The 25938-nt window shown below is 72.1% G+C and carries 25 protein-coding genes; 13 read left to right on the top strand and 12 right to left on the bottom strand.

The genetic code is table 11. From position 1 onward, the window contains the following. Window positions 1-49: 49 nt before the first annotated feature. The 5 genes from ACFW47_RS31535 to ACFW47_RS31515 all read right to left on the bottom strand — a co-directional run bounded on the left by ACFW47_RS31535 (window position 50) and on the right by ACFW47_RS31515 (window position 3463). Entirely contained in the window at window positions 50-1750 is a 1701-nt protein-coding gene (locus ACFW47_RS31535; protein ID WP_386288709.1) for a methylmalonyl-CoA mutase, read from the bottom strand. Window positions 1751-1843: 93 nt separating this feature from the next. Continuing rightward, window positions 1844-2185, bottom strand: coding sequence for a DUF3817 domain-containing protein (locus tag ACFW47_RS31530; protein ID WP_386288707.1), 342 nt, complete (start codon window positions 2183-2185; stop codon window positions 1844-1846). A 56-nt stretch (window positions 2186-2241) separates the two neighbouring features. After that, window positions 2242-2751, bottom strand: a complete 510-nt coding sequence (locus ACFW47_RS31525; RefSeq protein WP_386288706.1) for a MarR family winged helix-turn-helix transcriptional regulator — start codon at window positions 2749-2751, stop codon at window positions 2242-2244. A 77-nt stretch (window positions 2752-2828) separates the two neighbouring features. Then, window positions 2829-3122: an MTH1187 family thiamine-binding protein gene (locus ACFW47_RS31520; RefSeq protein WP_386307821.1), complete on the bottom strand. Its 294-nt coding sequence runs from the start codon at window positions 3120-3122 to the stop codon at window positions 2829-2831. Beyond that, complete coding sequence (locus tag ACFW47_RS31515) at window positions 3119-3463, bottom strand: DUF3817 domain-containing protein (protein WP_386307820.1); 345 nt, start codon at window positions 3461-3463, stop codon at window positions 3119-3121. Before ACFW47_RS31515 ends, ACFW47_RS31520 begins: the two co-directional genes overlap by 4 nt. Window positions 3464-3636: 173 nt before the next feature. Here ACFW47_RS31515 and ACFW47_RS31510 point away from each other — a divergent pair, with 173 nt between their 5' ends. From ACFW47_RS31510 to ACFW47_RS31495, 4 genes are all read left to right on the top strand, one after another. Next, window positions 3637-4269: an AIM24 family protein gene (locus ACFW47_RS31510; RefSeq protein ID WP_386307819.1), complete on the top strand. Its 633-nt coding sequence runs from the start codon at window positions 3637-3639 to the stop codon at window positions 4267-4269. A gap of 1 nt (window position 4270) precedes the next feature. Beyond that, complete coding sequence (locus ACFW47_RS31505) at window positions 4271-4921, top strand: AIM24 family protein (RefSeq protein WP_386288699.1); 651 nt, start codon at window positions 4271-4273, stop codon at window positions 4919-4921. Then, window positions 4918-5694 (top strand): AIM24 family protein, encoded by a 777-nt coding sequence (locus tag ACFW47_RS31500; protein ID WP_386288697.1) that lies wholly within the window; start codon window positions 4918-4920, stop codon window positions 5692-5694. Before ACFW47_RS31505 ends, ACFW47_RS31500 begins: the two co-directional genes overlap by 4 nt. Window positions 5695-5794: 100 nt before the next feature. Further along, window positions 5795-6271 carry a MarR family winged helix-turn-helix transcriptional regulator gene (locus ACFW47_RS31495; protein ID WP_073724102.1) on the top strand — a complete coding sequence of 159 codons (477 nt, stop codon included), beginning with the start codon at window positions 5795-5797 and terminating at the stop codon, window positions 6269-6271. Between the two features lie 31 nt (window positions 6272-6302). Here ACFW47_RS31495 and ACFW47_RS31490 read toward each other — a convergent pair whose 3' ends face one another. Beyond that, window positions 6303-7721 (bottom strand): ATP-binding protein, encoded by a 1419-nt coding sequence (locus tag ACFW47_RS31490; protein ID WP_386288695.1) that lies wholly within the window; start codon window positions 7719-7721, stop codon window positions 6303-6305. Continuing rightward, window positions 7718-8386: a response regulator transcription factor gene (locus tag ACFW47_RS31485; protein WP_100048256.1), complete on the bottom strand. Its 669-nt coding sequence runs from the start codon at window positions 8384-8386 to the stop codon at window positions 7718-7720. Before ACFW47_RS31485 ends, ACFW47_RS31490 begins: the two co-directional genes overlap by 4 nt. Window positions 8387-8521: 135 nt before the next feature. Here ACFW47_RS31485 and ACFW47_RS31480 point away from each other — a divergent pair, with 135 nt between their 5' ends. Then, window positions 8522-9259: a PepSY domain-containing protein gene (locus ACFW47_RS31480; RefSeq protein ID WP_386307818.1), complete on the top strand. Its 738-nt coding sequence runs from the start codon at window positions 8522-8524 to the stop codon at window positions 9257-9259. Here ACFW47_RS31480 and ACFW47_RS31475 read toward each other — a convergent pair. The 3 genes from ACFW47_RS31475 to ACFW47_RS31465 all read right to left on the bottom strand — a co-directional run bounded on the left by ACFW47_RS31475 (window position 9192) and on the right by ACFW47_RS31465 (window position 13582). Continuing rightward, entirely contained in the window at window positions 9192-10487 is a 1296-nt protein-coding gene (locus tag ACFW47_RS31475) for an MFS transporter (protein ID WP_386307816.1), read from the bottom strand. The two genes, ACFW47_RS31480 and ACFW47_RS31475, sit on opposite strands and share 68 nt — an antisense overlap. Before the next feature lie 868 nt (window positions 10488-11355). Continuing rightward, entirely contained in the window at window positions 11356-12312 is a 957-nt protein-coding gene (meaB, locus tag ACFW47_RS31470; RefSeq protein WP_386288689.1) for a methylmalonyl Co-A mutase-associated GTPase MeaB, read from the bottom strand. Window positions 12313-12367: 55 nt separating this feature from the next. Continuing rightward, window positions 12368-13582, bottom strand: coding sequence for an acetyl-CoA C-acetyltransferase (locus tag ACFW47_RS31465; RefSeq protein ID WP_386307815.1), 1215 nt, complete (start codon window positions 13580-13582; stop codon window positions 12368-12370). A 149-nt stretch (window positions 13583-13731) separates the two neighbouring features. Here ACFW47_RS31465 and mce point away from each other — a divergent pair, with 149 nt between their 5' ends. The 7 genes from mce (at window position 13732) to ACFW47_RS31430 (ending at window position 23656) form a co-directional block, all read left to right on the top strand. Then, a complete protein-coding gene (gene mce, locus ACFW47_RS31460) occupies window positions 13732-14172 on the top strand; it encodes a methylmalonyl-CoA epimerase (RefSeq protein ID WP_210960426.1) in 441 nt (146 codons plus the stop codon). A gap of 235 nt (window positions 14173-14407) precedes the next feature. Further along, window positions 14408-18391, top strand: a complete 3984-nt coding sequence (gene scy, locus ACFW47_RS31455; RefSeq protein WP_386307813.1) for a polarized growth protein Scy — start codon at window positions 14408-14410, stop codon at window positions 18389-18391. Between the two features lie 207 nt (window positions 18392-18598). Then, window positions 18599-19534 carry a cellulose-binding protein gene (locus ACFW47_RS31450; protein ID WP_100048262.1) on the top strand — a complete coding sequence of 312 codons (936 nt, stop codon included), beginning with the start codon at window positions 18599-18601 and terminating at the stop codon, window positions 19532-19534. Window positions 19535-19630: 96 nt separating this feature from the next. Continuing rightward, window positions 19631-20608 carry an ABC transporter ATP-binding protein gene (locus ACFW47_RS31445; protein WP_386288681.1) on the top strand — a complete coding sequence of 326 codons (978 nt, stop codon included), beginning with the start codon at window positions 19631-19633 and terminating at the stop codon, window positions 20606-20608. Further along, window positions 20605-21381: an ABC transporter permease gene (locus ACFW47_RS31440; RefSeq protein ID WP_386288679.1), complete on the top strand. Its 777-nt coding sequence runs from the start codon at window positions 20605-20607 to the stop codon at window positions 21379-21381. Before ACFW47_RS31445 ends, ACFW47_RS31440 begins: the two co-directional genes overlap by 4 nt. Window positions 21382-21515: 134 nt before the next feature. Beyond that, the gene (locus ACFW47_RS31435) at window positions 21516-22790 is read left to right on the top strand and encodes an ABC transporter ATP-binding protein (protein ID WP_386286947.1); all 1275 of its coding nucleotides are present in this window, start codon (window positions 21516-21518) and stop codon (window positions 22788-22790) included. Beyond that, window positions 22787-23656, top strand: a complete 870-nt coding sequence (locus tag ACFW47_RS31430) for an ABC transporter permease subunit (RefSeq protein ID WP_386286945.1) — start codon at window positions 22787-22789, stop codon at window positions 23654-23656. The genes ACFW47_RS31435 and ACFW47_RS31430 overlap by 4 nt, the downstream gene beginning before the upstream one ends. A 6-nt stretch (window positions 23657-23662) precedes the next feature. Here ACFW47_RS31430 and ACFW47_RS31425 read toward each other — a convergent pair whose 3' ends face one another. Continuing rightward, on the bottom strand, window positions 23663-23995 hold the full coding sequence (locus tag ACFW47_RS31425) for a hypothetical protein (protein WP_019326837.1): 333 nt from the start codon (window positions 23993-23995) through the stop codon (window positions 23663-23665). Between the two features lie 254 nt (window positions 23996-24249). Between ACFW47_RS31425 and ACFW47_RS31420 the strand changes: the two genes are divergently transcribed. Further along, window positions 24250-25278 (top strand): LLM class flavin-dependent oxidoreductase, encoded by a 1029-nt coding sequence (locus ACFW47_RS31420; protein WP_386307812.1) that lies wholly within the window; start codon window positions 24250-24252, stop codon window positions 25276-25278. Window positions 25279-25354: 76 nt separating this feature from the next. On the opposite strand, the gene ACFW47_RS31415 is transcribed toward ACFW47_RS31420, so the two are convergent. After that, on the bottom strand, window positions 25355-25747 hold the full coding sequence (locus ACFW47_RS31415; protein ID WP_019326839.1) for an SCO5389 family protein: 393 nt from the start codon (window positions 25745-25747) through the stop codon (window positions 25355-25357). Window positions 25748-25938: the final 191 nt, after the last annotated feature.

Genomic DNA, 25938 nt, shown 5'->3' with positions numbered 1-25938 from the left:
CCAGGGGGCGGAGCCCCCTGGGACGACGCCCGCGCCGTCAGGTCGGCCCCTAGAACCCCGCCGGCTCCGTGTACACCCCCCACTCGTCCCGCAGCACGCCGCAGATCTCACCCAGCGTCGCCTCCGCGCGCACCGCGTCCAGCATCGGCTCGATCATGTTCGCGCCGGAGCGGGCGGCGGCCAGCATCCCGTCCAGCGCCGCGCGCACGGCCGCGTCGTCCCGGGCCGCCCTGCGCTCCCCGAGCACCCGCACCTGCTCGCGCTCCACCTCGTGGCTGACCCGCAGGATCTCCAGGTCACCGGTGACGGAACCGGTGTGGACGTTGACGCCGACGACCTTCTTGTCGTCCTTCTCCAGGGCCTGCTGGTACCGGAAGGCGGACTCGGCGATCTCGCCGGTGAACCAGCCGTCCTCGATGCCGCGCAGGAGGCCGGAGGTGATCGGCCCGACGGGGTGCTGTCCGTCGGGGTGGGCCCGCAGCCCCCGCTCCTTGATCTGCTCGAAGATCTTCTCCGCGTCGGCCTCGATCCGGTCCGTCAGCTGCTCGATGAACCAGGAGCCGCCCAGCGGATCGGCGACGTTGGCGACGCCGGTCTCCTCCATGAGCACCTGCTGGGTGCGCAGGGCGATCTCCGCGGCCTGCTCGCTGGGCAGCGCGAGGGTCTCGTCCAGCGCGTTGGTGTGCAGGGAGTTCGTCCCGCCGAGCACCGCCGCCAGCGCCTCCACCGCCGTACGCACCACGTTGTTGTACGGCTGCTGCGCGGTCAGCGAGACACCGGCGGTCTGCGTGTGGAAGCGCAGCCACTGCGCCTTGTCGGTCTTCGCGCCGTACACGTCCCGCATCCACCGCGCCCAGATCCTGCGGGCCGCGCGGAACTTGGCGATCTCCTCGAAGAAGTCGAGGTGCGCGTCGAAGAAGAAGGACAGCCCCGGCGCGAAGACGTCCACGTCCAGTCCGCGGCTGAGCCCCAGCTCCACGTACCCGAAGCCGTCCGCCAGCGTGTAGGCCAGCTCCTGCGCGGCCGTCGCCCCGGCCTCGCGGATGTGGTAGCCGGAGACGGAGAGCGGCTTGTAGGCGGGGATGCCGGCCGCGCAGTACTCCATCAGGTCGCCGATCAGGCGCAGGTGCGGCTCGGGCTGGAAGAGCCACTCCTTCTGCGCGATGTACTCCTTGAAGATGTCGGTCTGGAGCGTGCCGTTGAGCACGGACGCGTCCACGCCCTGGCGTTCGGCGGCGACCAGGTACATGCAGAACACGGGCACGGCGGGCCCGCTGATCGTCATGGAGGTCGTCACGTCACCGAGCGGGATGTCCTTGAACAGCACCTCCATGTCGGCCGCCGAGTCGATGGCCACGCCGCAGTGCCCGACCTCGCCGAGGGAGCGCGGGTCGTCGGAGTCGCGGCCCATGAGGGTCGGCATGTCGAAGGCGACCGAGAGCCCTCCGCCGCCGTTGCGGAGGATCATCTTGTAGCGCTCGTTGGTCTGCTCGGCGTTGCCGAACCCGGCGAACTGCCGGATGGTCCACGTACGCCCCCGGTACCCGGTCGGATGCAGGCCACGGGTGAAGGGGTACTCCCCCGGCCAGCCGATCCGCTCGAAGCCCTCGTAGGCGTCCCCGGGCCTGGGCCCGTACACCGGCTCCACGGGATCGCCGGAGAGCGTGGTGAAGTCGGCGTCGCGCTTGCGCGCCGCGTCGTACCGGGCCTGCCAGCGAAGGCGGCCCTCCTCTATGGCGTCAGCATCCATACCCTCGAATTTACTAGGACGTCCAAGTAAATGTCGATGGGGTACCGCCGTACGGGTGCCCGTACGGCGGTCGGAGGGCTTGACAGGACCCGGCTACGCCTTGACGGCGGCGGGCGCCTCGGTCGCGGCGACCTTGGCGTCCAGTTCCCGGCTGATCCGGCGCTCCACGAAGAACGCGGCGGTCGGGACGGTCCCGGCCAGCAGCACCCACAGCTGCTTGCTGACCTTCCACTTCGCCTTGGCGCCCAGGTCGAAGGCGAAGACGAGGTAGACGACGTACAGCCAGCCGTGCGCGATGCTGACGACGCGTGTGAAGTCGGCCGCGCCGTCCATGTCCAGCAGGTACTTGGCGATCATGCCGAGGCAGAGCAGGATCAGCAGCACACCGGTGACGTACGCCATGACCCGGTAGCGGGTCAGCACGCTCTTTTTCATGGGAACGAGCCTAACCGTCCGTTTCGCGCGATCTCCGGGCGGGCCCGGCGACTCGCTCAGACGTCCTCGAAGTCGCCGGCGGCGACCCGCAGCGGACGGAGCATCGCGAAGATCTCGCCGCACTCCTCGGCGTCGTACGCGCCCAGGCCGAAGTCCATCGCCATGAGGTCGCGGGTGGCCGACTCGACCACCTCGCGCCCCTTGTCGGTGATGGTGGCGAGCGTTCCGCGGCCGTCGTTGGGGTTGGGGCGCTTGTCGACCAGGCCCGACTTCACCAGCCGGTCGACGGTGTTCGTCACGGAGGTGGGGTGCACCATGAGGCGCTCGCCGATCTTGGACATCGGCAGCTCCCCCGACTTCGAGAAGGTCAGCAGCACCAGCGCCTCGTAGCGTGCGAAGGTCAGCCCGTACGGCTTGACCACCGCGTCCACCTCGGCCAGCAGGATCTGGTGCGCCCGCATGATCGAGGTGATCGCGGCCATGGACGGCACACCGCCCCAGCGCTGCTTCCACAGTTCGTCGGCGCGGGCGATGGGGTCGAAGGAGAGACTGAGGGGCTTCGGCACGGCATCAGACCCTACCGGCCGGTCATATCCCGGTCAGCCCCGTCTCGCCTTTCGATACCACCGCCCGCGGCGCACCGCTACTGGCCGAGGTGGCGTTCGACCGTCTCCACCTTCGCGGTGAGGCCGTCGGTCACGCCGGGCCGGATGTCCGCCTTGAGCACCAGGGAGACGCGCGGCGCCCGGGCCTCGACGGCGGCGACGGCCCGGCGGACGACGTCCATGACCTCGTCCCACTCGCCCTCGACGGACGTGAACATCGCGTCCGTGCGGTTGGGCAGGCCCGACTCGCGGACCACCCGGACGGCGTCGGCGACGTACTCCCCCACGTCCTCGCCGACGCCGAGCGGCGTCACGGAGAAGGCGACGATCATGCGCCCACGACCCCTTCCTGGCGGGCGCGGGAGGCGATGACCGCGCTCTCGGCCTCGCGCTTGAGCCTGCGCTCGGCGAAGAAGCCGCCGGTCGGCAGGACCGACATGACGAAGTAGAAGGCGGCGGCGCCGAAGGACCACTTGGCGCGGTTCCAGGCGTCCGCCCAGAAGATCACGTACAGGATGAAGAGGAAGCCGTGGACCGCGCCCATCACGGGCACCGCGTTGAAGTCGGTGGTCCGCTTCAGCACGGAGCAGACCAGGAGCAGCAGGAACGAGATCGCCTCGGGGCCGGAGACCAGGCGGAGGCGGCGGAGGGCGGAGGCGGTCTTGAGGTCCACGGGTCACCTTCGGTGGGAGGGGAATCGGTACTCGGGCACGCTCGGCGAGCCGGTGCTTTGTGAACGAACGCACAAGCGCGCGTCCATTGTGGCAAACCCCCGACGCGCCCGGGCGAGGGGGTCGGAGACCTGTCGGCGGGGCCGCCCGGCGGGCTACCGTCACATTTGTGGCGATGTTCCGACTTCAAGGAAGCAAGGTACTCGCCGTCGACATGACCGGGGACGCCGTGAAGGCGAAGAACGGCTCGATGGTCGCGTACGACGGGGAGATGGCCTTCAAGAAGCTGAGCGGCGGCGGTGAGGGCATCCGGGGCATGGTGACCCGGCGGCTCACCGGCGAGCAGATGACGGTGATGGAGGTGAAGGGGCACGGGACCTGCTGGTTCGCGGACCGGGCCTCGGAGATCAACCTCGTCGGCCTCCAGGGCGACAGGCTGTACGTCGAGTCGAGCAACTTCCTGGCGGCCGACGCCGGACTGCGGACCGGCACCAGCTTCACGGGGACGCGCGGCGCCTCGCAGGGCAACGGTCTGTTCACCACGACCGTGGAGGGGCGCGGACAGGTGGCGATCATGTCGGACGGGCCGGCGGTGGTGCTGCGGGTCAGCGCCCAGTACCCGCTGACCGTCGACCCGGGGGCGTACGTCGCGCACCAGGGGAACCTGCGGCAGTCCTTCCAGTCGGGTGTGACCTTCCGCACGCTGTTCGGTGAGGGCGGCGGGGAGGCCTTCCAGATCCGCTTCGAGGGCGACGGGCTGGTGTACGTGCAGCCGAGCGAGCGGAACACGATCGCGGGGGATGTGTGACATGGGCTTCCGGGAGATCAACTCGAAGATGGTGCAGGCGACCGTGGCGCCCGGGCAGCGGCTGTTCAGTCAGCGCGGGGCGATGCTCGCCTACCAGGGGGACGTGTCCTTCACCCCGAACATGGGCGGCGGTCAGGGCGGGGTCATGTCGATGATCGGGCGCCGGGTGGCGAACGAGGACACGCCGCTGATGACCGTCGAGGGCAGCGGCACGGTGCTCTTCGGGCACGGCGGCCATCACGTGCAGGTGATCGAACTCTCCGGCGACACGCTGTACGTGGAGGCGGACCGGCTCCTCGCCTTCGAGGGCACGCTGGAGCAGAACACCGTGTTCCTGGGCTCGCAGGGCGGGGTGATGGGCATGGTGCGCGGCCAGGTGAGCGGGCAGGGGCTGTTCACGACGACGCTGCGGGGCCACGGCTCGGTGGCGGTGATGGCGCACGGCGGCGTCTTCGAGGTGCCGATCACCCCGCAGCGGCCGGTGCGCGTCGACCCGCAGGCATACGTCGCCCACCACGGTGACGTGCGCAACAAGCTGTCCACGGCACTGGGCTGGCGGGACATGGTCGGACGGGGCTCGGGCGAGGCGTTCCAGCTGGAGCTGAGCGGCAGTGGCACGGTGTTCGTCCAGGCCTCGGAGGAGAAGCTGTGAGCGCGGTGCACCACGACCCGGCGACCCTGCCGGCGGACGACAACGTCAACCCGTACACCTTCTGCGTGGAGCTCAAGGGGAGCCAGTGGTTCCTGCAGAAGGGGAAGATGATCGCCTACTACGGGGCGATCGAGTTCAACGGGGTCGGGCACGGGCGGCTGGACCGTCTGATGCGTACGTCGTTCCATTCGCCTCTGCACGCGAGCGACTGGGTCGTCGCGGAGGGCTCGGGCAAGATGCTCCTCGCCGACCGGGCATTCGATGTGAACTCGTATGACCTCGAAGACGGCAACCTGACCATTCGCTCGGGCAACCTGCTTGCTTTTCAGCCAAGTCTCGCTCTCAAGCAGTCGATCGTGCCGGGTTTTCTGACCCTGATCGGAACCGGGAAGTTCGTGGCCGCGTCGAACGGTCCGGTGGTGTTCATGGAGCCGCCGATCCGGGTCGACCCGCAGGCCCTGGTCGGCTGGGCGGACTGCCCGTCCCCGTGCCATCACTACGACCACGGGTACATGACCGGCCTGCTGGGCGGTCTACGTGCGATGACGGGGCTCGGCGGGGCCTCCGGGGAGGAGCACCAGTTCGAGTTCGCCGGCGCGGGGACGGTGCTGCTGCAGTCGAGCGAGACGCTGATGCCGGAGCAGGCGACGGGGGTCGCCCCGCAGCAGGCGGGAGTGCCCGCAGGCGGCGCTTCCGGGGGTCCGGGAGGCCGGTCCGGGGTACCGGGGCTTCCCGGACAGCTGGGGGACCTCCAGCGCCGCTTCGGGCTGTGAGCGGTAATCTGCGGAGTGTGACGTCGAACGCGTGCGCACCGTCACCGTCACGGATCACCCTCACTAGTTCGCCTTTCAACATTTTAGGTAGACTTCATACATGGAGACCGAGACGGCCACCCGCTGGCTGACCGATACGGAGCAGTGTGCTTGGCGCACCCACCTGGAGGTCAACAGACTGTTGACGCACCAGCTCGAGAAGGACCTGCAGCCGTTCGGCCTGACGATGAACGACTACGAGATCCTGGTGAACCTCTCCGAGTCGGAGGGCGACCGCATGCGGATGAGCGACCTGGCCACCGCCACGATGCAGTCCAAGAGCCGCCTCTCCCACCAGATCACCCGCATGGAGAACGCGAACCTGGTCCGGCGGGAGAACTGCGAGTCCGACCGCCGCGGGCTCTACGCCGTCCTCACCGAGCACGGCCTGGAGACGATGCGGAAGGTCGCCCCGCACCACGTGGCGTCCGTCCGCCGGCACTTCATCGACCTGCTGGCCCCCGAGGCCCTGACGGAGCTGGACAAGGCCCTCAAGCCGATCGCGGAGCACCTGCGCGGGCAGCGCGGGCGCCCCTGATCACAGCACTGTCCATAGCCATGGCAACGGTCTAGGCAGCCGGCAGGCGGAGCTCGAACAGGGCACCGCCTGCCGGTGCGTCGTGGACCGTGAGCGTGCCGCCGTGCCGTACGGCGACGTCGCGGGCGATGGCCAGGCCCAGCCCGGCCCCGCCGTCGTCGCGGCTGCGGGCGGCGTCGAGCCGTACGAACCGCTCGAAGACCCGCTCCCGGTCGGCCGCCGGCACGCCCTCCCCGTCGTCGGCCACCGCGACCACCGCCGCCTCCCCGTCCCGCCGCACGGACACCTCCACGGCCGAGCGGGCGTGCCGCTGGGCGTTGTCCAGCAGGTTGGCCAGCACCCGGCCCAGCTGCCCGCGCGACCCGGCGACCGTCACGTCGTCCTCGGCCCGCACCCGCACCCCGGCCCTGCCCCCCGTCTCCTCCCGCGCCAACTCGGCGAGGTCGACGCGCGCGTCGGCGGGCCGCTCCCCCGCGTCCAGCCGGGCCAGCAGCAGCAGGTCGGCGGCGAGCCGTTGCAGCCGTACGGTGTCCTCCACGGCGCCGTCCAGGTCCAGCAGCTCCGGGTGGGCGGCGGCCACCTCCAGCTGGGTGCGCAGCGAGGCGATCGGGCTGCGCAGCTCGTGCGAGGCGTCGGCGACGAAACGCCGTTGCCGCTCCACCGAGGACTCCAGGGCGGCCAGCGTCTCGTTGGTGGTCGAGGCGAGCCTGGCCACCTCGTCGTGCGTGCCCGGCACCGGGACGCGGCGCGCCAGGTCCTCGCTGGCGGTGATCGCGGCCATCTCCCGGCGGATGCCCTCCACGGGCCGCAGCGCGCGCCGGGTGACCAGCCAGGTCACCCACCCGACGACCACGAGCAGCAGCGGGAAGCCGATCAGCATGACGGTCAGCGCGGTGCTCACGGCGCCGTGCTCGGCGGACAGCGGGGCGCCGGCCCAGACGGTGAGCCTCCCCTGCGCGTCGGTCTCGACGGGTACGGCGGCGAAGCGGTAGTCCTCCGTGTCCCCGTCGATCGTCGCCGAGCCGTCGCTGACGGTGGTCCGCTCGCCGATCTCACCGGCTTCGAGCGCCTCGGCGGAGTCGTCGTCATCGTCCGAGCCGCCGTCCTCGGCGTCGTCGCCGGTGGGGGCCGGCTGCGGCTTCACCGCGTCGACGCCGGTGCCGCTGATCCGTTCCAGGTCCTCGCTGGCGGCGACGAGCCGGCCGTCCTCGTCGACGATCTGCAACGGGCGGTCGTCGACGTCCAGGGACAGCTCGCCGTACGGCGTCCCGACGGCCAGTTCGGTGGCTACCTCGCGGGCGGAGCGTTCCGCCTGGGTGCCCGCCTCGCCGAGCAGGTTGGACCGCAGGGACAGCAGGACGGCGGTGCCGGCCGCGACCAGGGCGACGGCGACCACGAGGGTGGCGGCGAGCGTGGCCCGCGCCCGGACCGACCCGAAGAGGCGCTTCATCGCTCGACCTCCAGCCGGTAGCCGGCGCCGCGCACGGTCCGGATGAGGGCCGCGCGCAGCTTGCGCCGCAGGGCGCTGACGTAGACCTCGACGATGTTGGGGTCGCCGTCGTAGGCGAAGTCCCAGACGTGCTCCAGGATTTCGGCCTTGGACACCACCTGCCCGGCCCGCACCACCAGCTGTTCCAGGACGGCGAACTCCTTCGCCGTGAGGGTCACTTCGCGCTCGCCCAGGAAGACCCGGCGGGCGGCGGTGTCGACCTTCAGGTCCCCGTGGACGTGCACGGGCGAGGCTCCGGCGCCCTGTGCCCGGCGCCGCAGCAGGGCCTTCACACGGGCGACGAGGACGACGTACGAGAAGGGCTTGGTGAGGTAGTCGTCGGCGCCCGTGTCCAGCCCCTCCGCCTCGTCGTACTCACCGTCCTTGGCGGTGAGCATCAGGATCGGCACGTCGTGGCCGGCGGCGCGCAGGGCGGCGCAGACCCGGTAGCCGTTGAGGCCGGGCAGCATGATGTCGAGGATGACGAGGTCGTACACGCCCTCACCGGCCCGGTGCAGGCCTTCCCGGCCGTCGTGGACGACGTCCACGGCGTAGCCCTCGGCGGTGAGGCCCTTGGCGAGCGACACGGCGAGGCGCTTCTCGTCCTCCACGATCAACAGGCGCATGCGTAAAGACTCGCAAAACGTAGCTGAAGAAGCCTTCAGGTGGCTTCAGCTCCGCCTCAGCGTCCGTCCCCGACAGTGAGGGTGTCGAAAGCACAGCGACACCAGACGAACTTGTATGACTCGGGAGGATTCCGCATGAAGCGCAACATCGTGATCGCCGTCGTCACCGCCGCCGCACTGATCGGGGGCGGTACGGCGACGGCGCTGGCGACCGCGGGGGACGACGACCCGGGTACGGCGCGCCAGTCGGACGTCCGGGACCGGGACGACGACGCGAAGGGCGCCGCGGACGACGACGCGGACGACCGCGGCGACTCCCGTGACCGTGACCAGGACGACGACGGGGACGACGACCGCGACGACGCCGCCCGCGCGTCCTCCGCGAAGGTGACGGCCGCCGAGGCCGTCGCAGCCGCCCTGAAGGGGGCCCCGGGCACCACCGTCTCCGCCGAGCTGGACGACGAGGACGGCGACGACGGCGACGGCCGCGAGCGTGCGGTCTGGGAGGTCGACGTCCTCGGCGGCGACGGCACCTGGCACAGCGTCCGCATCGATCCGGGCTCCGGCAAGGTGCTCGGCTCCGAGACCGACGACGAGGACGACACCGACGAGGTGCGGGCCGCGCTGAAGGGCGCCTCCGTGGACGCCGCCGAGGCCGCGGAGGCCGCCGCCGGCCGCGGGACCGTGACCTCCGTGGAGCTGGACGAGGACGGGTACCACGGTGACGGCAAGGCCGCCTGGGAGGTCGAGACCGCATCCGGCAAGGGCGAGCAGGACTGGCGCGTCGACCTGAGGACCGGCAAGGTCACGGCCGACCGTTCGCACCACTCGGACTCCGACGACGCCGACGACTCCGGCTCGGACGACGACTGACCGGGCCCGGCCGCCCGGCGGCCCCCCGGCGGCGGCGCCCCGGCACCAGCGCCGCCGCCGCGGCGACCGCGCCGGACAACGCGAAGCACACCGGCAGCGGCAGCCGCTCCACCAGCAGGCCCACGGCGGCGGCACCGGCCGACATCCCCGCGTTCACGGCCGTGTTGCACCAGGTACCGGCCCGGACCCGGAACCCGGGGGCCGCGCTCTCGTCGGCGACCAGGTAGGCCGTGGTCAGCGCCGGGGCCACGAACAGCCCCGCGCACGTGACGGCCACGATCAGCGTGCCGAGGCCGGGCGCGAGACCGGCGGCGGCGAGGCAGATGCCGAGACCGGCCGCGAAGAACGGGAGCCGGGCGCGGGTGGGCGAACTCCAGGCGACGGCACCGTTGGCGAGACCGCCGACCGCGCTGCCCACCGACAGCGCCGCGAGCACCCAGGCGACGGCGCCGTCCCCGAGGTCGCGCACCCCCGCGTAGGCGACGACGAGGAGGTCGACGGCGCTCACCGAGACACCGACGCACGCCGCGACGACGACGGGCTGCAGCAGGGCCCGGCCCTGCCCGGAGCCGCCGCTCCCGGGCACGGGGAGGTCGCCCTTCTCCTCCCCCGCCGGCCGCAGTACGGCCGCCGCCGGTGAGGCGACGAAGGCGAGCGTGCCCGCGACCACCAGGAACGCACTGAGGACGAGGCCGGCGGCCGGCGGGGCGACGGCCACGACGGCGCCGACCAGGAGCGGGCCGGAGACGAAGAGCAGTTCTTCGGCGACGCCGTCCAGGCTGTACGCGCGCCGCAGCAGGTGCCTGTCCGGGAGCAGTCCGGCCCACACCGCGCGCATCGTGGAGCCGAGCGGCGGCGTGCAGGCCCCCGCGAGCGCGGCGGCCACGGCGAGCACGGCCGCGGGCACACCGGGGTGCCGGCACAGTTCCGCCAGCGCGCAGAGAAGGCCGCCGTAGAGCAGGGCCATGGGGGTCAGGGCCCGGCGCAGGCCGTGCCGGTCGACGAGCGCCGCGCGGTAGGGGGAGGCGAGGACGCCCGTGCCGCCGAAGACGGCCATGACCGTGCCGGCCACGGCGTACGACCCGGTGGACCGGGTCAGGGAGAGCATCAGGGCGAGGGAGACCGTGCCGTACGACAGCCGGCCGACGAGGGCGGCCGCGAAGGTGCGGGGGGCATGGGGGACACGGAGCACGGCGGCGTACGAGGGCCGCGGAGTGGGCGTGGACACGCGAGGGGTTCCTCAGAGGGGAGGCAACGAGGGGACGCCGAAGCGCGCGACGGCCGGATGCGGCGGTCGCGTGCGGGGCGGGCCCTAGGCCAAGAGGAGGAACACGCGCGTCAAGGTAGCAGCGCGACCTGACGGCCGCACGCCGTTTTCAGCACCGGCCGCCGACGGCCGCGCACGCCGCGCAGCCCGACGGACGCTGGGTGCGGGCGGGCGCGCCATCCCTTGCCCGACCGCCGGACCAAGCCGACCGCCACCGGCGGACACCCCTGCCGCGGAACCGGACGCACACCAATCACATGCCGGCGCCGCACTCCCCGGCCCGGCGGGCGCTCCCGCCGCCGGCGGACGGGCCTCTCCTTCGCGGGCCGCCCCGTACCGAGATGGCCGCCCGCCGGCCGGCACCCTGCCGCGGGACCGGGCCCGCACGAGCGCGTGCCGAGGCGCCGCACTCCCCCTGCACCGGCACCCAGGCGCCCCAACTCCGGGCCACCACCCGCCCCTGGGCCGCAACCCGCACCCGGCCCGGCACCAGCCGCCACCGGGACCGACGCCGGGGACCGGACCGGCACCAGGCGCGGGCCGACTCTCCCTTTCCCCGACCACCCGGCACCGAAGAGGCCGCCCACCGGCGGACCCTCCGCCCCGGGGCCGGGCGAACACCGGACGCGAGCCGACGCGCCGCCGCTTCCCCGGCCACTTGGCGGCAGGACCGCCGACAACCCGGCGGGCGTTCCTGCCGCGGGCCCGGACGGACACCGGGTGCGGCCGCGTCACCCCTTCGCCGGCCGACGGCGGGCACGCACGGTGCCAGGTCACTGCCCGCGTCCTGGGCGCGAGCGGCGTCCGGCACCGCGCCCGGAAGCCCGCGTCAGCCGTTGGTCAGGCCCGCCACCAGTTCGTCCGCCGCGCGGTACGGGTCCAGTTCGCCCGCGACGATGCGCTCCGCGAGGGCGCCGAGGCGGCGGTCGCCGTGGAGGTCGCCGATGCGTTCGCGCAGGGTGGTGACGGCGATGGTCTCGACCTCGCGGGCGGCGCGGGCGCGGCGGCGTTCGGCCAGGACGTCCCGCTCCTCCATCCACGCGCGGTGCTTCTCCAGCGCCTCGACGACCTCGTCGACGCCCTCGCCGCGCGCGGCGACCGTCTTGACGATGGGCGGGCGCCAGTCGCCGGGACCGCGGGCCTCGCCGAGGCCGAGCATGTGGTTCAGCTCGCGGGCGGTGGCGTCGGCGCCGTCGCGGTCGGCCTTGTTGACGACGTAGACGTCGCCGATCTCCAGGATGCCGGCCTTCGCGGCCTGGATGCCGTCGCCCATGCCCGGGGCGAGGAGGACGACGGAGGTGTCGGCCTGGGAGGCGATCTCGACCTCCGACTGGCCGACGCCCACCGTCTCGACCAGGATCACGTCGCAGCCCGCCGCGTCGAGGACGCGGATCGCCTGCGGCGCCGCCCAGGCGAGGCCGCCGAGGTGGCCGCGGGTCGCCATCGAGCGGATGTAGACGCCCGGGTCGGAGGCGTGCTCCGACATCCGCACGCGGTCGCCGAGCAGGGCGCCGCCGGAGAAGGGGGAGGACGGGTCGACGGCCAGGACGCCGACCCGCCTGCCCTGCTTGCGGTACGCCGTCACCAGCGCCGAGGTCGACGTCGACTTGCCGACGCCGGGGGAACCGGTCAGGCCGACGACGTAGGCGTTGCCCGTGAGCGGCGCCAGCGTCTCCATGACCTCCCTGAGCTGCGGGGACGCCCCCTCCACCAGCGAGATCAGCCGGGCCACGGCCCGCGGCCGGCCTTCCCTGGCCTGGGCCACCAGCGAGGAGACGTCCTGCATCACAGCTCCGTTCAGTGAGAAGTCGTCACCCGGGTCCTTACCCGGTGACCCGAAGTCAGGCCTTGGGCACCCGCACGATCAGCGCGTCGCCCTGGCCGCCGCCGCCGCACAGCGCCGCCGCGCCGACCCCGCCGCCGCGCCGCTTCAGCTCCAGCGCCAGGTGCAGCACCAGGCGGGCGCCGGACATGCCGATGGGGTGGCCCAGCGCGATCGCGCCGCCGTTGACGTTCACCTTTTCGGTGGAGACGCCGAGGTCCTTCATTGACTGCACGGCGACGGCCGCGAAGGCCTCGTTGATCTCGATCAGGTCGAGGTCGGAGACATCCAGCCCTTCCTTCTTCAGGGCGTGCTGGATGGCGTTCGACGGCTGCGACTGCAAAGAGTTGTCCGGGCCGGCCACGTTGCCGTGGGCGCCGATCTCCGCGATCCACTCCAGGCCGAGCTCCTGCGCCTTGGCCCTGCTCATGACGACCACGGCCGCGGCGCCGTCGGAGATCTGCGAGGAGGAGCCCGCGGTGATCGTGCCGTCCTTGGAGAAGGCCGGGCGCAGCTTGCCCAGTGACTCGGCGGTGGTGTCGCCGCGGATGCCCTCGTCCTTGCTGAACAGCACCGGGTCGCCCTTGCGCTGCGGGATCTCGACCGGGGCGATCTCGGCCTCGTAGATCCCGTTCTTCTGGGCGGCGGCGGCGCGCTGGTGGGAGAGGGCGGCGATCTCGTCCTGGGCGGCGCGCTCGATGCCGAGGCGGGTGTTGTGCTTCTCGGTGGACTCGCCCATGGCGATGTTCTCGAAGGAGTCGGTCAGACCGTCGTGCGCCATGGCGTCGAGCATCTGGACCGCGCCGTACTTGTAGCCCTCGCGGGACTTCGGCAGCAGGTGCGGTGCGTTGGTCATGGACTCCTGGCCGCCGGCGACGACCACGTCGAATTCACCGGCGCGAATGAGCTGGTCGGCGAGCGCGATCGCGTCCAGGCCGGACAGGCAGACCTTGTTGATCGTGAGCGCCGGGACGTTCATGGGGATGCCGGCCTTGACGGCGGCCTGGCGGGCCGGGATCTGACCGGCGCCGGCCTGGAGCACCTGCCCCATGATCACGTACTGGACCTGGTCGCCGCCGATCCCCGCGCGGTCGAGGGCGGCCTTGATGGCGAAGCCTCCGAGGTCGGCGCCGGAGAAGGACTTGAGCGAGCCGAGGAGCCGCCCCATCGGGGTGCGGGCACCCGCGACGATGACGGAGGTCGTGCCGTTCGTTCCAGAAGTTGCGGAAGACATGAGCTGCGATCCCCTTTTCCGGCCCGCACAGGCCGAGGAGTGAACGAGGGTTTACTCGAATGTACTGAGCGGTATGCCGCCCGTCATCGGGCTGTCGGTGTGATCGCGCGCACGTTGCGTAACCACCTCCGGAGCGCTGCACTGAATCCATGCTGACGCGAATCGACCACATCGGAATCGCCTGCCGCGACCTCGACACGACCGTCGAGTTCTACCGTGCCACCTACGGCTTCGAGGTGTTCCACACCGAGGTCAACGAGGAGCAGGGCGTGCGCGAGGCCATGCTCAAGATCAACGATACGTCGGACGGCGGCGCCTCGTACCTCCAGCTCCTGGAGCCGACCCGCGAGGACTCCGCGGTGGGCAAGTGGCTCGCGAAGAACGGCGAGGGCGTCCACCACATCGCCTTCGGCACGGCGGACGTGGACGCGGACGCCGCGGACATCCGGGGCAAGGGCGTACGCGTTCTGTACGACGAGCCCCGGCGCGGTTCCATGGGGTCCAGGATCACCTTCCTGCACCCCAAGGACTGCCATGGCGTACTGACAGAACTGGTCACTTCGGCGGCCGTTGAGTCACCTGAGCACTGACCCTCGTACATAAGGGCCGGTAGGGTTGGGTGCGGTCGCCGCTCAGTCCGGGGTGACCCGGTCCTGCCGTCTGGGGTGGCGGGACCGCCGGGGTCCGTGTTTCGGGGGGCGAACGCCGGGGCAGAAGCTCGTGCTCCGCCGTTGATCTGACACCATTCCCCCGGGGGCCCCGTCCGGTGGACGGACGGAGCTCGTTCGGAAGTTTTTGCGACCAGGGGACGGATGGGACCGCGCAGTGCGGGGCTACGAGAGCCAGGAGCGAGAGCCGGCGGCTGACGTCGACCACCTCTCTCGGTTCGAGGCCGAGATGAAGCGGCTGAGGACCGAGCGGGAAAAGGCGATCCAGCACGCCGAGGACCTCGGCTACCAGGTCGAGGTGCTGCGCGCCAAGCTGCACGAGGCGCGGCGCACCATCATGTCCCGGCCCGCCTTCGACGGCGGCGACATCGGGTACCAGGCCGAGCAGTTGCTGCGCAACGCGCAGACGCAGGCCGACCAGCTGCGCGCGGACGCCGAGCGGGAGCTGAGCCAGGCCCGGGCGCAGACCCAGCGCATCCTCCAGGAGCACGCCGAGCAGGCCGCCCGGCTCCAGGCGGAGCTGCACCAGGAGGCGGTGACCCGGCGCCAGCAGCTCGACCAGGAGCTCGCCGAGCGCCGGCAGACCGTCGAGTCGCACGTCAACGAGAACGTGGCGTGGGCGGAGCAGCTGCGCGCCCGCACCGAGCAGCAGGCCCGCCGGCTGCTCGACGAGTCCCGCGCGGAGGCCGAGCAGTCCCTGGCCGCGGCCCGCGCGGAGGCCGAGCGGCTGACCACCGAGGCCCGGCAGCGGCTGCGCAGCGACGCCGAGACCGCCCGCGCGGAGGCCGAGCAGATCCTGCGCCGGGCCCGCGCGGACGCCGAGCGGCTGCTGAACGCCGCCTCCACGCAGGCCCAGGAGGCCACCGACCACGCCGAGCAGCTGCGCACCTCCACGGCCACCGAGTCGGAGGAGGCGCGGCGCCGGGCCCAGGAGCTGAGCCGGACCGCCGAGCAGCGGATGGCCGAGGCCGAGGAGGCGCTGCGCAAGGCGCAGACCGAGGCCGAGAAGGTGGTCACCGAGGCCAAGGAGGCCGCCGCCAAGGCCATCGCGAGCGCCGAGCAGACCAACGAGCAGCGCACCCGCACCGCCAAGGAGCAGGTCGCCCGGCTGGTCGGCGAGGCCACCAAGGACGCCGAGACGACGAAGTCCGAGGCCGAACAGCTGGTCGCGGACGCCCGCGCCGAGGCCGAGAAGATCGTCGCCGAGGCCGCCGAGAAGGCCCGCACGATCACCGCCGAGGAGTCGGCGACCCAGCTGTCCAAGGCGGCCAAGACCGCCGAGGACGTGCTGAACAAGGCCTCGGAGGACGCCAAGCGCACCACGAAGGCCGCCGCCGAGGAGGCCGAGCGGATCCGCTCCGAGGCCGAGGCGGAGGCGGACCGGCTGCGCGGCGAGGCGCACGACATCGCCGAGCAGCTCAAGGGCGCGGCGAAGGACGACACCAAGGAGTACCGCGCCAAGACGGTCGAGCTCCAGGAGGAGGCGCGCCGGCTGCGCGGCGAGGCCGAGCAGCTGCGCGCCGACGCGGTCGAAGAGGGCGAGAAGATCCGCGCCGAGGCCCGCAAGGAGGCCGTGGCGCAGATCGAGGAGGCGGCGAAGACCGCCGAGGAACTGCTCGCCAAGGCCAAGGCGGACGCCGACGAGCTGCGGCAGACCGCGACGGCGGACGGCGAGAAGGTCCGCGCCGAGGCCATCGAGCGGGCGACGACCCTGCGCCGGCAGGCCGAGGAGACCCTGGAGCGCACCCGCGCGGAGGCCGAGCGGCACCGCGCGGAGGCCGAGGAGCGGGCCGAGCAGCTCCAGGCGGAGGCCGAGCGGGCCGCCCGCGAGCTGCGCGAGGAGACCGAGCGGGCCGTCGAGGCCCGCCGCGAGGAGGCCGCCGAGGAGCTGGCGCGGCTCCAGACGGAGGCCGAGGAGCGGCGCACGGCCGCCGAGCAGGCGCTGACCGAGGCCCGCGAGGAGGGCGAGCGGATCCGCCGCGAGGCCGCGGAGGAGAGCGAGCGGCTGCGCACCGAGGCCGCCGAGCGCGTCCGTACGCTCCAGCAGCAGGCCGAGACGGAGGCCGAGCGGCTGCGCACCGAGGCCGCCGCGGACGCCTCCGCCTCCCGCGCGGAGGGCGAGGCCGTCGCCGTACGGCTCAGGTCGGAGGCCTCCAGCGAGGCCGAGCGGCTGAAGTCGGAGGCGCAGGAGAGCGCCGACCGGGTGCGGGCGGAGGCGCAGAGCGCCGCCGAGCGGATCGCCGCCGAGGCGTCCGAGACGCTGGCGGCCGCCCAGGAGGAGGCGGCGAGGCGCCGCCGCGAGGCCGAGGAACTGCTCGGCGACGCCCGGCAGGAGGCCGACCAGGAGCGCGAGCGGGCCCGTGAGCAGAGCGAGGAGCTGCTGGCCTCGGCGCGCAAGCGCGTGGACGAGGCGCAGGCCGAGGCGACCCGGCTGGTCGAGGAGGCCGACCGGCGCGCCACCGAGATGGTGTCGGCCGCCGAGCAGCACGCGACGCAGGTACGGGAGTCGGTCGCCGGGCTGCACGAGCAGGCCCAGGAGGAGATCACCGGGCTGCGCAGCGCCGCCGAGCACGCGGCGGAGCGCACCCGGCGCGAGGCCGAGGAGGAGGCGGACCGGGTCCGCGCCGACGCCTACGCGGAGCGGGAGCGGGCGAGCGAGGACGCCGGACGCCTGAGGCACGAGGCCCAGGAGGAGACGGAGGCCGCCAAGGCGCTGGCCGAGCGGACGGTGTCCGAGGCCATCACGGAGGCCGAGCGCATCCGCGCGGACGTCGCCGAGCACGCCCAGCGGGTGCGCACCGAGGCCTCCGACGCCATCGCCGAGGCCGAGCAGTCCGCCTCCCGCACCCGGGCGGACGCCCGCGAGGACGCCAACCGCATCCGGTCCGACGCGGCGACGCAGGCGGACACCCTGATCACCGAGGCGCGCTCCGAGGCGGAGCGGCTGACCACGGAGACGCTGGCCGAGACCGACCGGCTCCGCACGGAGACGGTCACGGAGGCGGAACGCGTCCGCGCCGAGGCGGCGAACGAGGCCGAGCGGGTTCAGGCGGCGGCGGCCGAGGAGGCCGAGCGGCTGCGGACCGAGTCGGTCGCCGAGGCCGACCGGGTCCGGACCGAGGCGGGCGCCCGGGCCGAGCAGCTGCTCTCGGACGCCACCGGCGAGGCCGAGCGGCTGCGCGCCGAGGCCGCGGAGACGGTCGGCTCCGCGCGGCAGCACGCCGAGCGCGTCCGCACCGAGGCGGAACAGGTGCGGGCTCAGGCGGCGGAGGAGGCCGAGCGGGTGACCGCGGCCGCCCGCGAGGAGGCCGAGCGCACCCTCGACGAGGCCCGCAAGGACGCCAACAAGCGGCGTTCGGAGGCGGCCGAGCAGGTGGACACGCTCATCACCGAGACCACCGCCGAGGCCGACAAGCTGCTCGCCGAGGCCCAGCAGCAGGCCCAGAAGGCCACCGCGGATGCCGAGTCGCAGGCCGACACGATGGTCGGCGCGGCCCGCGCGGAGGCCGACCGGATCGTCCAGGAGGCGACGGTCGAGGGCAACACCCGGGTGGAGAAGGCCCGTACGGACGCGGACGAGCTGCTGGTCGGCGCCCGCCGGGACGCGACCGCCATAAGGGAGCGGGCGGAGGAGCTGCGCGAGCGCCTCACCTCCGAGATCGAGGAGCTGCACGAGCGCGCCCGCCGCGAGGCCGCCGAGACGATGAAGTCGGCCGGCGACCGCTGCGACGCGCTCATCAAGGCCGCCGAGGAACAGCTCGCCAAGGCGGAGGCGAAGGCCAAGGAGCTGGTGTCGGAGGCCAACTCGGAGGCCGGCAAGGTGCGCATCGCCGCCGTCAAGAAGGCCGAGGGGCTGCTCAAGGAGGCAGAGCAGAAGAAGGCGACGCTGGTCCGGGAGGCCGAGGAGCTGAAGGCCGAGGCGGTCCGCGAGGCACGGGAGACGGTCGAGGAGGGCAAGCGCGAGCTGGAGATCCTGGTGCGGCGCCGCGAGGACATCAACGCGGAGATCTCCCGGGTGCAGGACGTGCTGGAGGCGCTGGAGTCCTTCGAGGCGCCCGCGGGCGGCGGCAAGGACAACGGGGTCAAGGCCGGTGCCACGGTGGGTGCCCCACGTTCGGGTGGCAAGTCGTCAGACGGCTAGCGTCGGGAGCGTTTTCGGTGTCTGCTGGAGATCTTTGGCATACGACCGGACAAACCCTTGACCAAGACTTTGGCAAGCCGTCCGCGTGTCAGCCACCCGAAAGAGGTGTCATTCTCCGTATCAAACGTGCATCCGCTCGATGACACACCGCATCGGCACCTAGGATTCCCCCTATCACCTCACCCGGTCTCTTTCGACAGGAACCCCATGAGCGACACTTCCCCCTACGGCTTCGAGCTTGTGCGGCGTGGGTACGACCGCGCTCAGGTGGACGAACGGATCTCCAAGCTCGTCTCCGACCGTGACAGCGCTCTCGCCCGCATCACCGCTCTGGAAAAGCGCATCGAGGAGCTCCACCTCGAGACCCAGAACGCCCAGGCACAGGTGAACGACGCCGAGCCGTCGTACGCCGGTCTCGGTGCCCGGGTCGAGAAGATCCTGCGTCTCGCCGAGGAAGAGGCGAAGGACCTGCGCGAGGAGGCCCGGCGCGCGGCCGAGCAGCACCGCGAGCTCGCCGAGTCGGCGGCCCAGCAGGTGCGCAACGACGCGGAGTCGTACGCCGCGGAGCGCAAGGCCAAGGCCGAGGACGAAGGCGTCCGGATCGTCGAGCAGGCCAAGGGCGACGCCGCGCAGCTGCGTTCCGAGGCGCAGAAGGACGCGCAGTCCAAGCGCGAGGAGGCGGACGCGCTCTTCGAGGAGACCCGCGCCAAGGCCGCGCAGGCCGCCGCCGACTTCGAGACGAACCTCGCCAAGCGCCGGGAGCAGTCCGAGCGCGACCTGGCCTCCCGTCAGGCCAAGGCCGAGAAGCGGCTCGCGGAGATCGAGCACCGCGCGGAGCAACTGCGCCTGGAGGCGGAGAAGCTGCGCACGGACGCCGAGCGCCGCGCCCGCCAGACCGTCGAGACGGCGCAGCGCCAGGCCGAGGACATCGTGGCCGACGCCAACGCCAAGGCCGACCGGATCCGTTCGGAATCGGAGCGCGAGCTGGCCGCCCTCACCAACCGCCGCGACTCCATCAACGCGCAGCTGACCAACGTGCGCGAGATGCTGGCGACCCTCACGGGCGCCGCGGTGGCCGCCGCCGGCACGCCGGCCGACGAGGAGCCGGTCTCCCGCGGGGTGCCGGCCCAGCAGTCCCGCTGACGCGGGGCGTACACCGGCCGAACGAGCTCGGAACTCGGGCGAAGCCTTCTGTCACCGGGGTGGCAGAAGGCTTCGCCCCGTTCTAGCGTGGTCGCCATGATCGAGCTCGAGGGGCTGACCAAGCGGTACGGCGAGAAGGTGGCGGTCAACAATCTCTCCTTCACCGTCAGACCGGGCATCATCACGGGCTTCCTCGGCCCCAACGGTGCGGGCAAGTCGACCACCATGCGGATGGTGCTGGGCCTGGACCGGCCGACGGCCGGGGACGTCCGGATCGACGGCAAGCACTACGACCAGCTGAAGGACCCGCTGACGTACATCGGCGCGCTCCTGGAGGCCAAGGCCTGGCACGGCGGGCGCAGCGCCTACAACCACCTGCTGTGCCTCGCGCAGAGCAACGGCATTCCGGCCAGGCGGGTCCGCGAGGTCCTGGACACGGTCGGGCTCACGGCGGTCGCCAAGAAGAAGACCAAGGGGTTCTCCCTCGGCATGGGTCAGCGGCTGGGCATCGCCGCGGCACTGCTGGGCGACCCGCGGATCCTGATGTTCGACGAGCCGGTCAACGGGCTCGACCCCGAGGGCATCCACTGGATCCGCAATCTGATGAAGACGCTGGCCTCCCAGGGCCGTACGGTCTTCGTCTCCTCCCACCTGATGAGCGAGATGGCGCTGACGGCGGATCACCTGGTGGTCATCGGCCAGGGCAGGCTGCTGGCGGACACCTCGATGGCCGACTTCATCGCGGAGAACTCGCGCAGCTACGTCCGCATCCGCACTCCGCAGCGCGAGCGGCTGCTCGACGTGCTGCACGGCGAGGGCGTCACGGTCGTCGAGACCGGCGACGCGCTGGAGGTGGACGGCGACAAGGCGGAGACCGTCGGCGAGCTGACGGCACGGCACCAGATCGTGCTGCACGAGCTGAGCCCGCAGCGGGCCTCGCTGGAGGAGGCGTTCATGCAGCTGACGGCGGAGTCGGTGGAGTACCACGCACACGACGGGCAGCCGGCCGGTCCGGTGCCGCCGGACCAGCAGCCGCGACAGCAGCAGTGGGGCAGCGAGTGGAGGAAGGGATGAGCATGGCGGCGACACAGGTCGTCCGGTCCGAGTGGACCAAGATCCGGTCGGTCGCGTCCACGGTGTGGACGCTGGGCCTGGCCGTGGTCGTCACCATCGCCCTCGGCATGCTGATCTCGGCACTGTCGAAGAGCGAGTTCGACAGCATGGGCCGGGAGGACCAGCTCACCTTCGACCCGACCTTCATCAGCTTCGCCGGGACGAGCCTCGGCCAGCTGGCGATGATCGTGTTCGGCGTGCTGGTGGTGGCGAACGAGTACAGCACCGGCATGATCCGCACCTCGCTGGCCGCCGTGCCGAAGCGCGGCACCTTCCTGTTCAGCAAGATCGCGGTGGCCACCGCCCTCGCGCTGGTCGTCAGCATGATCACCAGCTTCGCCACCTTCTTCCTCGGGCAGGCGATGCTCGGCGACCTGAAGGCGTCGATCGGTGATCCCGGCGTACTGCGCGCGGTCATCGGCGGCGGGCTCTACATGACGCTGATCGCGATGTTCTCGATGGGCGTCGCCGCGATGCTGCGCTCGCCGATGCTGTCGCTGGGCATCCTGATGCCGTTCTTCTTCCTGATCTCCAACATCCTGGGCAACGTCCCCGCGACGGAGAAGGTCGGCCGGTTCCTGCCCGACCAGGCCGGCAGCAAGATCATGCAGGTGGTCGCGCCGCTCGACGACGACGTGCCCTACGGACCGTGGGGCGGCCTCGGCATCATGGCATTGTGGGTGATCGCGGCCCTCGTGGGCGGGTACGTGGTGCTGAAGAAGCGGGACGCCTAGTCGCTGTCCGGCCCGGTTTCGCGAAGGATCGGATTTTACCCGGGCTTGAACGGAACCGTCAGCGCCTCGATATCCTCCTAACCCTTACGGGGGCGTGCGCCCTGCTGTCCTGAACCTTCCGATGGGTGCGGAGCATGATCGAGGCTGTCGGCCTGACCAAGCGCTACGGCGACAAGACCGCAGTGCACAATCTGTCCTTCCAGGTGCGGCCAGGTGCCGTCACCGGCTTCCTCGGGCCGAACGGCTCGGGGAAGTCGACGACGATGCGCATGATCCTCGGCCTGGACAACCCCACCGCGGGACACGTCACCATCGGCGGTCACCCGTACCGCAGGCTGCCGAACGCCCCCCGCCAGGTGGGCGCGCTGCTCGACGCCAAGGCGGTGCACGGCGGCCGGTCCGCCCGCAACCACCTGCTGAGTCTCGCCCAGCTGTCGGGCATCCCGGCCCGGCGGGTGGACGAGGTGCTCGGCGTGGTGGGCCTCCAGGACGTGGCCAAGCGGCGCTCCAAGGGCTTCTCGCTCGGCATGGGCCAGCGGCTCGGCATCGCCGCGGCCCTGCTCGGCGACCCCCAGGTGCTGCTCTTCGACGAGCCGGTCAACGGTCTCGACCCCGAGGGCATCCACTGGGTGCGCAACCTGATGAAGGCGCTCGCGGCCGAGGGCCGTACGGTCTTCGTCTCCTCGCACCTGATGAGCGAGATGGCGCTGACCGCCGACCACCTGATCGTCATCGGGCGCGGCCAGCTGATGGCCGACATGAGCGTGAAGGACTTCATCTCGGCCAACTCCGCCGACTTCGCGCGCGTGCGTACACCGGACAGTGAGCCGCAGCTGCGCGAGAAGCTGACGTCGGCGCTGACCGAGGCGGGCGGGCACGTGCTGCCCGAGCAGGACGGGGCGCTGCGGGTGACCGGGCTGGCGCTCCCCAGGATCAGCGACATCGCGCACGACACCGACGTACGGCTGTGGGAGCTGTCTCCGCACCAGGCCTCGCTGGAGGAGGCGTACATGCGGATGACGCAGGGCGCCGTCGACTACCGGTCGACCGACGACCAGAAGGCGGGGCTCCAGCAGCCGCTGCCGCCCGGCGCGCAGCCGCCGATGCCGGTGCCCGGGCAGGGTCAGCCCGGCTGGTACGCCCCGCCGCCGCCCCAGCAGGGCGGTCAGCCCTTCGCGGCGCCGCAGGGCGCGCCGGGCCAGGCCCCGGCGGGACCGTACGGTGCCCCGGCCGCGCCCGGCGCGGTGCCGGGCGGCGGACAGCCCGCCAATCCGTACGCGCGGCAGGCCCCGCAGGCACAGCAGCCCGCCCCGGCCCCGCAGGCACCCGCTCCGGCCCCCGCGCCGCCGGCTGCCGCCCCCGCCCCCGCGCCCGTCACCGACCCGACCAAGCCCGAGGACGCCCGATGAGCACGCCCCAGCCCCCGATGCCGCAGGCCGCACCCGACTGGCAGGCGGCGCCCGGCACGCCCTACCCCACGTACACGTCACCGATCCCGGTGGTGCGCACGCACCTCGGGCACGCGGTCGCCTCCGAGTGGACGAAGATCAAGTCGGTGCGCTCGACGATGTGGACGCTGGGCGTCTTCGTCCTGCTGGTCGTCGGCCTGGGTCTGCTCACCGGCGCGGTGGTGGCCAGCTCGGACACCGACGTGGACGGCGAGAGCCCGCTCGCCCTCGGCTTCTTCGGCCTGCTGCTGGGCAGCATCTGCCTGATCACCCTCGGCGTGCTGACCACGGCCTCGGAGTACGGCACCGGCATGGTGCGCACCACGATGACGGCGTGCCCGAGCCGCGGCCGGGTCCTCGCGGCCAAGGCGATCGTCTTCTTCCTGGTGGCGTTCGTGGTGACCCTGGTGTCCGCCACGCTCGTCGGCCTGATGCACGTGACCATGCTGGAGGGCAACGGGGCCGGCGACCCCACGGGGAGCGAGTGGCTGAAAGGCACCGTCGGCGTCTCGCTCTACGTGGCGCTGCTCGGCATGCTGTCGCTGGCCATCGGCTCGATCATCCGCCACTCCGCGGGTGCCATCACCATCATGATCGGGGCCCTGCTCGCCCCGCTGGTGATCGCGTTGTTCATGTTCTCGGAATCGCTGAAGGACGTGCAGCAGGCGCTGTTCGAATACTCGATCCCGAACCAGATGAGCATCTTCTACGCCAACTCGCTCAGCGATTCCGGCCCGTCCGGCTGGGACCCGCTGTGGATCATGCTCGGCGTGACGGCTGTCGCGTTCGCCGGCGCCTTCGCCCTGCTGCAGAAGCGGGACGTGTAGTCGCCTTCAGAACCTCGGCGCGTTACGGGACCGCTGCACCCGCGTGGTGCGGCGGTCCTTCGCGTTCCAGCAGGACTTGTGCCAGTGCCGGCGCTCGTCCACGCCCGAGTGCGCCGGCCAGGCCACCACGTGCGGGACGCCGTCCGGGATCAGCTGGTCGCACCCCGGGCAGCGGTACGACTTCCCCTGCGCGCTCGCGCCCGCCACGTGCCGTACGCTCCAGTCCTCGCCCTGCCAGCTCTCCGACGACTGCCAGCCGCCGTAGCGGCCGGAGCCGTCGTCCTCGGCGCTGCGGCCGGGCGAACCGGCTCCCTTGGGTCGGTTGCGACGCGGGGACACAGGACACCTCACGGAGCTATACAGGGAGTACGGGCCGCATCCAGCCTACGCGGGACGGGCCGGGGTACTCGTCCGGCACCAATCCCCCACAACTCGGCCCGCACGGACCTCCACCAGGGTTTTCCGTCCCTCCGCGACGACCGATTCTGCAGACAATCCGCAAATCCCTCCGCCCGGCCGTGTCCTCGGCACGTGTCAGACGGTTATGCCCTGTGGGGGAGCTCCGTGTCGGAGCCGAGGAAGCAGGAAGAGCAATGCGCGTTGGAAGTTTCGTGTTGGGCGCCCAGTTCCCGGGCCAGGGTCACGGAGAGGCGCTGCACCGCGCGGTCCGCTCGGCCGAGGTCGCCGAGAAGGCGGGGCTCGACGCGGTCTGGCTGGCCGAACACCACTTCGTCCCGTACGGCACGTGTCCGTCGGCGGTGACCCTGGCCGCCCTGCTGCTGGGCCGCACCCGTCGCATCCGGGTCGGCACCGCGGTCAGCGTGCTGCCCACCGCCCACCCCGTGGCCCTCGGCGAGCAGGCCGCGCTGCTGCACATCACGAGCGGCGGCCGGTTCTCGCTGGGCGTGGGCCGCGGCGGCCCGTGGGTCGACCTGGAGGTGTTCGGCGCGGGTCTGGAGGCGTACGAGAAGCGGTTCCCGGAGTCACTCGATCTGCTGATGCGCTGGCTGCGCGAGCCGGCCGTCGGCGCCTCGGGCGACCGCTTCCGGTTCCGCGAGGTCCCCGTCGTCCCGCGCCCCTCGGAGTCCCTGTCGGAGGAGCCGGGCCCGGAGGTCGTCGTCGCCTGCACCTCCCCGGCGAGCGTGCGCACGGCGGCCGAGCGGGGGCTGCCGATGCTGCTCGGGATGCACGTCGGGGACGAGGAGAAGGCCGAGATGGTCGCCCTGTGGCGGCGGCACGCCCGTGCCGCCGGGCGGCCGTCGGCGGAGATCAGCGGCGCGGCCCACGTGTCGGCCGGCGTCTGCCAGATCGCCGACCGGCGCACGGACGCGGCCGAGACCCTGCTCAAGGCCATGCCGGGCTGGCTGCGCCAGGGACTGGGCGCCCACGTCACGGTCGACGGGCGCGCCCGGCGGATGCGCGATCCGTACGCCTACACCGAACTGCTCTGCGGGCTGCACCCGGTGGGCACGCCCCGCCTGTGCGCCGACCGGCTCGCGGCGACCGGCGAACGGACCGGGATCAACCGCTTCGCCCTGCTCGTCGAGGGGTCCGGAGACCTCGCGGCGACCGAGGAGAACGTACGGCGGCTCGGAGCCGAGGTGCTCCCCCAGCTCGGCTGAGGGAGCCGGCGGCGAGCCTGCCGCTCCGGTACGAACTGCACCTCCCGCGTACGGAGCGGCAAGCGGACGGTCGTCGTCAGCAGTCGCGGAATTCGGGCGACTGGTTCAGCACCTGGCTGCGTACCGAGGTGAAACGGGTCAGCGTCTCGTCGACGGAGGAGTCCAACGGGAACACCGCCACCCGGTGGCAGTTCTGGAAGGCCAGCCGCACACCGAAGTGCCGCTGCAGCGCACCGCGTATGGCGTCACTCGCCAGCGCACGCAGCAGCTGGCCGCGCGCCTGCTCGTCCGGCGGGGGCGTCTGGTTGTCGGCGAACGCACCGCCGTCGACCTTCAGCTGTGCCACCAGGGAGCTGACCATCTCCCATGCGTAAGGCAGGGAAGTCCGGACGCAGTCGACGAAGGCTGCTTCGTCGACCTCGCCTCGCTCGGCCTGTTCGAGTAGGGCCGGTGAGACGTCGAGCGACATGGGTTCTCCTCTCGCACCCCCGACTGGCAGGGGTTGCCGGACAGTTAGGGGAGTGCGCGATTCCGAACACGCTGCGTACACACATCGCGACCTCCCGTTCAATACCGTAAGCAACCGATCGTGACCGCACCAGGAGAATGCCCAGATGGGCACCAACCGGTAGGCGCACAATCGGCCAGTGCGCAAGACGG

The organism is Streptomyces sp. NPDC058796 (genome assembly GCF_042745235.1).
In the GTDB taxonomy this organism is placed as follows: Bacteria; Actinomycetota; Actinomycetes; order Streptomycetales; family Streptomycetaceae; genus Streptomyces.
Note: the sequence above shows the minus strand (reverse complement) of the source record. Positions and strands in the feature narration are given on the sequence as shown.

Bases quoted from the DNA above. Each gene is read 5' to 3' on its own strand.
- ACFW47_RS31510 (WP_386307819.1), top strand. From the start codon at position 3,637: ATGTTCCGACTTCAAGGAAGCAAGGTACTCGCCGTCGACATGACCGGG.
- ACFW47_RS31485 (WP_100048256.1), bottom strand. From the start codon at position 8,386: ATGCGCCTGTTGATCGTGGAGGACGAGAAGCGCCTCGCCGTGTCGCTC.
- ACFW47_RS31520 (WP_386307821.1), bottom strand. From the start codon at position 3,122: ATGATCGTCGCCTTCTCCGTGACGCCGCTCGGCGTCGGCGAGGACGTG.
- ACFW47_RS31505 (WP_386288699.1), top strand. From the start codon at position 4,271: ATGGGCTTCCGGGAGATCAACTCGAAGATGGTGCAGGCGACCGTGGCG.
- ACFW47_RS31430 (WP_386286945.1), top strand. From the start codon at position 22,787: ATGAGCACGCCCCAGCCCCCGATGCCGCAGGCCGCACCCGACTGGCAG.
- ACFW47_RS31495 (WP_073724102.1), top strand. From the start codon at position 5,795: ATGGAGACCGAGACGGCCACCCGCTGGCTGACCGATACGGAGCAGTGT.
- meaB (WP_386288689.1), bottom strand. From the start codon at position 12,312: ATGCAGGACGTCTCCTCGCTGGTGGCCCAGGCCAGGGAAGGCCGGCCG.
- ACFW47_RS31450 (WP_100048262.1), top strand. From the start codon at position 18,599: ATGAGCGACACTTCCCCCTACGGCTTCGAGCTTGTGCGGCGTGGGTAC.
- ACFW47_RS31445 (WP_386288681.1), top strand. From the start codon at position 19,631: ATGATCGAGCTCGAGGGGCTGACCAAGCGGTACGGCGAGAAGGTGGCG.
- ACFW47_RS31420 (WP_386307812.1), top strand. From the start codon at position 24,250: ATGCGCGTTGGAAGTTTCGTGTTGGGCGCCCAGTTCCCGGGCCAGGGT.
- mce (WP_210960426.1), top strand. From the start codon at position 13,732: ATGCTGACGCGAATCGACCACATCGGAATCGCCTGCCGCGACCTCGAC.
- ACFW47_RS31465 (WP_386307815.1), bottom strand. From the start codon at position 13,582: ATGTCTTCCGCAACTTCTGGAACGAACGGCACGACCTCCGTCATCGTC.
- ACFW47_RS31440 (WP_386288679.1), top strand. From the start codon at position 20,605: ATGAGCATGGCGGCGACACAGGTCGTCCGGTCCGAGTGGACCAAGATC.
- ACFW47_RS31415 (WP_019326839.1), bottom strand. From the start codon at position 25,747: ATGTCGCTCGACGTCTCACCGGCCCTACTCGAACAGGCCGAGCGAGGC.
- ACFW47_RS31435 (WP_386286947.1), top strand. From the start codon at position 21,516: ATGATCGAGGCTGTCGGCCTGACCAAGCGCTACGGCGACAAGACCGCA.
- ACFW47_RS31490 (WP_386288695.1), bottom strand. From the start codon at position 7,721: ATGAAGCGCCTCTTCGGGTCGGTCCGGGCGCGGGCCACGCTCGCCGCC.
- ACFW47_RS31530 (WP_386288707.1), bottom strand. From the start codon at position 2,185: ATGAAAAAGAGCGTGCTGACCCGCTACCGGGTCATGGCGTACGTCACC.
- ACFW47_RS31535 (WP_386288709.1), bottom strand. From the start codon at position 1,750: ATGGATGCTGACGCCATAGAGGAGGGCCGCCTTCGCTGGCAGGCCCGG.
- ACFW47_RS31480 (WP_386307818.1), top strand. From the start codon at position 8,522: ATGAAGCGCAACATCGTGATCGCCGTCGTCACCGCCGCCGCACTGATC.